The 5267-nt window shown below is 69.9% G+C and carries 6 protein-coding genes; all 6 read right to left on the bottom strand.

The window, feature by feature from the left end:
• Window positions 1–262: biotin/lipoyl-containing protein (locus J5F18_RS11390; RefSeq protein ID WP_346298748.1), on the bottom strand; the 262-nt coding region annotated here is incomplete at its 3' end.
• Between the two features lie 45 nt (window positions 263–307).
• Window positions 308–1285 carry a transketolase C-terminal domain-containing protein gene (locus J5F18_RS11385; protein WP_346298747.1) on the bottom strand — a complete coding sequence of 326 codons (978 nt, stop codon included), beginning with the start codon at window positions 1283–1285 and terminating at the stop codon, window positions 308–310.
• A 1-nt stretch (window position 1286) separates the two neighbouring features.
• On the bottom strand, window positions 1287–2519 hold the full coding sequence (locus J5F18_RS11380) for a thiamine pyrophosphate-dependent dehydrogenase E1 component subunit alpha (protein ID WP_346298746.1): 1233 nt from the start codon (window positions 2517–2519) through the stop codon (window positions 1287–1289).
• A 175-nt stretch (window positions 2520–2694) separates the two neighbouring features.
• Window positions 2695–3402 (bottom strand): ABC transporter permease, encoded by a 708-nt coding sequence (locus J5F18_RS11375; protein ID WP_346302220.1) that lies wholly within the window; start codon window positions 3400–3402, stop codon window positions 2695–2697.
• A 33-nt stretch (window positions 3403–3435) separates the two neighbouring features.
• Window positions 3436–4380 carry an ABC transporter ATP-binding protein gene (locus J5F18_RS11370; RefSeq protein ID WP_346298745.1) on the bottom strand — a complete coding sequence of 315 codons (945 nt, stop codon included), beginning with the start codon at window positions 4378–4380 and terminating at the stop codon, window positions 3436–3438.
• A partial coding sequence (locus J5F18_RS11365) for an ABC transporter permease (RefSeq protein WP_346298744.1) occupies window positions 4377–5267 on the bottom strand: 891 nt, incomplete at its 5' end. The genes J5F18_RS11370 and J5F18_RS11365, both read right to left, overlap by 4 nt.

The following is a 5267-nucleotide window of genomic DNA, read 5'->3' as shown; positions in this document are numbered from 1 at the left end:
CCGCCGCCGGTTGGGCCGCTGCCTCGCCCTCGGCCTCATAGGCGAACAGCGGCGCGTGCACCTTGGCGATCTCGCCCTTCGCCACGTAGAGCCGGGTCACCCGCCCCGCCTCGGGGGCGGTGATCTCCACCAGCGCCTTGTCGGTCATCACCTCGACCACCGGCTGGTCCTCCTCGATCACGTCGCCCTCGGCCACGTGCCATTCGACCACCTCGCACTCCACGATACCTTCACCGATATCGGGCAGCATGAAATCACTCATTGTCTTGCTCCTGTCCTGGCTCGCGTCGGTCCCGATCGCGGTGAATCAGAAGGCCACCGAGGCCTTGATCGCTTCGAAGATCTTCAGGTGGTCCGGCAGATACTCCTTCTCCAGCGTCAGCGGGAAGGGAGTATCCAGGCCGGTCACCCGCGCGATGGGGGATTCCAGGTACAGGAAGCAGCGCTCCTGGACGGTGGCGGCGATCTCGCCGGCGAAGCCGCCGGTCAGGGGCGCCTCGTGGGTGATCAGCAGACGCCCGGTCTTGAGCACCGATTCGACCACGGTGTCCTCGTCCCAGGGCAGGATGGAGCGCAGGTCGATCACCTCGCAGGAGACGCCCTCCTTCTCGGCCAGCTCCACGGCGCGCTCGATCACCTCCATCTGGGCGCCCCAGCCGAGCACGGTGATGTCGCTGCCCTCGCGGGTCACCTCGGCCTCGCCGATGGGCAGCTGGTAGTCCTCCTCGGGCACCTCGCCGGTGGAGGCCCGATAAAGGCGCTTGGGCTCGAAGAAGAGCACGGGATCCGGGTCGCGGATCGCCGAGAGCAGCAGGCCCTTGGCCTGGTAGGGGTTGCGCGGCACCACGATCTTGACGCCCGGCGTATGGGCGAAATAGGCCTCCGGCGACTGTGAGTGGTAGTGGCCACCGGAGATGCCGCCGCCATAGGGGGCGCGGATGGTCAGGCCGCCGACGTTGAAGAGGTCGCCGGAGCGGTAGCGGAACTTGGCCGTCTCGTTGACGATCTGGTCGAAGGCCGGAAAGATGTAGTCGGCGAACTGGATCTCCGCCACCGGCACCGAGCCCTGGGCCGCCAGGCCGTTGGCGAAGCCGATGATGCCCTGCTCCACCAGCGGAGTGTTGAAGCAGCGGGCGCGGCCGTACTTCTCCTGAAGGTGGCTGGTGGCGCGGAAGACCCCGCCGAAGAGGCCCACGTCCTCGCCGAAGCAGATGACCTTCTCGTCCTCGCTCATGGCGATGTCCAGGGCGTTGTTGATCGCCTGCAGCAGATTCATGGTCGGCATCTCAGGCCCCTCCCCTAGCGTCGTCAGCATGCCGAGCGCCGGCCTCGTGGGTGGCACTCACGTCCGGATCCAGGGAGCGGGCTCCCTTGGGATAGGCCTCCGGGTACTTGCGGATATGGCTCTTGAGCCGGTCGAGCTGGCGCTGCAGCGCCGGGGTGACATCGGCATAGACGTCGCTGACCAGGCTGTCCAGCGGCGGCGGCGGACGCTTCTCGGCCTTCTTCATGGTCTCCAGCACCTCGCGGCGCAGCTGCTCCTGGAGCGCCTTCTCCTCCTCCTCGTTCCACCACTGCTGGGCCACCAGCCAGTTCTGCATGCGCAGGATGGGGTCCTTGTCCCGCCACGCCTCCTCTTCCTTCTTGGAGCGATAGCCGGAGGGATCGTCCGAGGAGGAGTGGGCCGCCAGGCGATAGGTCATCGCCTCGATCAGCACCGGCTTGTTCTGCTCCACGGCGATGTGGCGTGCCTTGCGGGTCGCCGCCAGCACCGCGAGGATGTCGTTGCCATCGACGCGGATCACGTGCATGCGGTAGCCGAAGGCCCGCGGGGCGACGCCGTCCGCGGCGAACTGCTCGATGGAGGGGGTGGAGATCGCATAGCCGTTGTTGCGGCAGAAGAAGATCACCGGCACCTCGTGCACCGCCGCCATGTTAAGCGCGGCGTGGAAGTCGCCCTCGGAGGCGGCGCCCTCGCCGAAGAAGGTGATGGTGCAGTGGCCGTCGCCGGCCAGCTTCTGGCCGTAGGCGTAGCCGGTGGCCTGGGGAATCTGGGTGGCCAGCGGCGAGGAGATGGTCATGTAGTGCAGCTTGCGCGAGCCGTAGTGGATCGGCATCTGCCGCCCCTTGCCGTAGTCGAGCTCATTGCCAAACAGCTGGTTCATGAACTCGTCGTAGCTGAAGCCGCGGTAGACCAGGGCGCCCTGCTCGCGGTACTGGGCCATGATCATGTCGGCGTCGTCCAGCGCCGCCGCGGCGCCGATCACCGCCGCCTCCTCGCCGGTGCACTGCATGTAGAAGGAGAGCCGGCCCTGGCGCTGGGCCGCCATCATGCGCTCGTCCAGCACCCGGGTGGCCACCATGGCGTGGTAGATCTTCAGCGCCTGGTCGCGGTCCAGCTCGGGGGCCTCGCCCCCCTCGTGCAGGGTGCCGTCCTGCTGGAGCAGCCGGAAGGTGGGAATGGAAAACTCGTCGCCGCTGAGGAAGTCCGGCGTATGGATCTCTTGTGTCGTTGTCATCTCGGTATCCTCTACCCCTTTTGAGGGCAGTGTTGTCGCTTGTCTCGCCCTTTGCCAGAGGGGTGGCCCCTGGCGGGTCAACGCAACCCAGGGTGACGTTAACGTAAAATGCGGGAATATTCACCTGCCTTGCTACCAAGGAGCCAGAAGCCAGTGGATCTTGCTGCCGGGCGGCTCAGGCGCCGTACCGGCCGAGCCGGCCCTGCAGGCGCTCGAAGGCGCTGTCCACCGTCAGCGCCAGCAGGCCGATCAGCACCGCCCCCTGCAGCACATAGGCGGTGTTGCCGTTGACGATGCCCGAGATGATGGGGGCGCCGAGGTTGCTGGCACCCACGGTGGCCCCCAGCGCCGCGGTGGCGATATTGATGGTCACCGAGGTGCGGATGCCGGCCAGCATCACCGGCGCGGCCAGCGGAAGCTCGACCTGCCAGAGCCGCTGGGAGGCGCTCATGCCCATGCCCCGCGCGGCCTCCAGCACCCGGGCGTCGATGCCTTCCAGCCCGGCCAGGCCGTTGCGCACGATGGGCAGCAGGCCGTAGAGCAGCAGCGCCACGATGATCGGCCAGGTGCCGAAGCCCAGCACCGGCACCGCCAGGGCCAGCACCGCCACCGGGGGAAAGGTCTGGCCCATGGAGGCGAACTGGGCCACCAGCGGCAGGAAGTCCCGCCCGGCGGGTCGCGTCACCAGCACGGCCGCGGCCAGGCCCAGCAGGATGGCCAGCAGCGAGGCCACCGCCACCACCAGCAGATGGCGGCCCAGCAGCCCCAGGAAGTCGGCGTGGGGGTAGATCACCTGGCGGGTGCCGGGCTGCAGCCAGCGAAACAGCGGTTCCAGCCAGGCCATGCCCGCCGCCAGCAGCAGCAGGCAGGCCAGCCACAGCAGCGGGCCCCGCCAGACGCGGGGCCGGCGACCGGCTCACTCATCCCGACGGCTCCCGACCAGCCGCCGCAGCGACAGCTCACCGACGGCCATGTCGGCGTCGTCCACCACGGCGAGGCGGTCGGCGTGCTCGCGGAACATCACCGCCAGCGCCTGGCGCAGGGTGGCATCGCGATGGACCCGCGCCCGGGGCAGCAGCCGGGGCGAGAGCGGCAGCATGCGCTCAGCCACCCGCAGGATGGCGGCCTCCTTGAGGCCGCGGTCGTCGCCGCCCAGCATCGAGGCCACGAAGTCGTCGGCGGGCTCGCGCAGCAGCTCCAGGGGCGCGCCCTGCTGCACGATGCGCCCCGCCCGCATCACCACCAGGCGGTCGGCCAGGGCCAGCGCTTCGTCCATGTCGTGGGTCACGAAGACGATGGTCTTGTGCAACCTCGCCTGCAGGGCGCGCAGCTCGACCTGGAGCGCCTCGCGGGTGATGGGGTCCAGGGCCCCGAAGGGCTCGTCCATCAGCAGGATATCCGGGTCCGCCGCCAGGGCCCGGGCCACCCCGACCCGCTGGGCCTGCCCCCCGGAGAGCTGGTGCGGGTACTTGCCGGCGAAGGTGTCGACCGGCAGGCCGAGCAGGGCCATCAGCTCCTCCACCCGCGCCGCCACGCGCTCCCGCGGCCACTTGAGCAGGCGCGGCACCAGGCCGATGTTGCGGGCCACCGTCCAGTGGGGAAACAGGCCCGTGCTCTGGATGACGTAGCCGATGCGCCGGCGCAGGAGCTGCTCGTCGAACTCGCGGACCTGTCGCCCGTCGATGCGGATCTGCCCCTGATCGTGCTCGATCAGGCGATTGATCATGCGCAGCGTGGTGGACTTGCCGCAGCCGGAGGTCCCCACCAACACGCACAGCTCCCCGCGCGGAATGCGCAGGGAGAGCTCCGCCACGGCCGTTTCGGCGCCGAAGCGCCGGGTGACCCGGTCGAGTTCGATCATGGCAGGGCTCCCTTGGCGGCGCGAGGATCCAGGCGGCGGGTCAGGGCGCCCAGCAGGGAATCGGCCGCCAGCGCCATGGCCAGGATCGGCAGGGCCCCCAGCAGCACCAGGTCCATGGCCGCCTGGCCCAGGCCCTGGAAGATGAAGGTCCCCAGCCCCCCGGCGCCGATCAGCGCGGCCACCGCCGCCAGCCCGATGGCCTGGATGGTGGTGATGCGAACCCCCTCCAGCACCACCGGCAGGGCCAGGGGCAGGCGCACCTGCAGGAACACCTGGGCGCGGCTCATGCCCATGCCCCGCGCCGCCTCCAGCACGTCGGCGTCCACCCCGGAGAGCGCCACGAAGGTGTTGCGCACCATCGGCAGCAGGCTGTAGCCGAGCAGGGCCAGGAAGGCCGGCGCCCAGCCGATGCCGCGCACGCCCAGCGCCTGCACCCAGGCCACGTTGGCCGACAGCCACGCCAGCGGCGCCAGCAGCAGGCCGAACAGCGCCAGGCTGGGAATGGTCTGCAGGAAGTTGAGCACGGCGAAGCCGACCCGCTCGATGCCCGCATGGCGGCGCATGGCCAGCGCGATCAGGGTGCCGAGCACCAGGCTCGCCCCCACGGCGCCCCCCACCAGATGGAGATGGTCGAGGACGGCGCCGGCGAACTGGCCGCTACGCCCCCGGTACTCGCGCGCGAGCGCCAGCGGCTCCAGCCAGGGCACCGCCAGCCACCAGGCCGCCAGCACCGCGACCACCAGCAGCCAGCCCGCGAGGCTGCCCAGGCCAAGCCGGGTTCGCAGCTCGATCACCATCAGGAAGAGGCAGAACAGCATCAGCCAGAGCGCGGGACCGATGCCGAGGCGCGCCTGGGGCAGCGCCGGGTCGAGGGTCATGCCCCCCGC

This window comes from Halomonas sp. BM-2019, from assembly GCF_017584085.1.
Note: the sequence above shows the minus strand (reverse complement) of the source record. Positions and strands in the feature narration are given on the sequence as shown.

Excerpts from the sequence above, each read along its gene's own strand:
- J5F18_RS11385 (WP_346298747.1), bottom strand. The coding sequence starts at position 1,285 with ATGCCGACCATGAATCTGCTGCAGGCGATCAACAACGCCCTGGACATC.
- J5F18_RS11380 (WP_346298746.1), bottom strand. The coding sequence starts at position 2,519 with ATGACAACGACACAAGAGATCCATACGCCGGACTTCCTCAGCGGCGAC.
- J5F18_RS11370 (WP_346298745.1), bottom strand. The coding sequence starts at position 4,380 with ATGATCGAACTCGACCGGGTCACCCGGCGCTTCGGCGCCGAAACGGCC.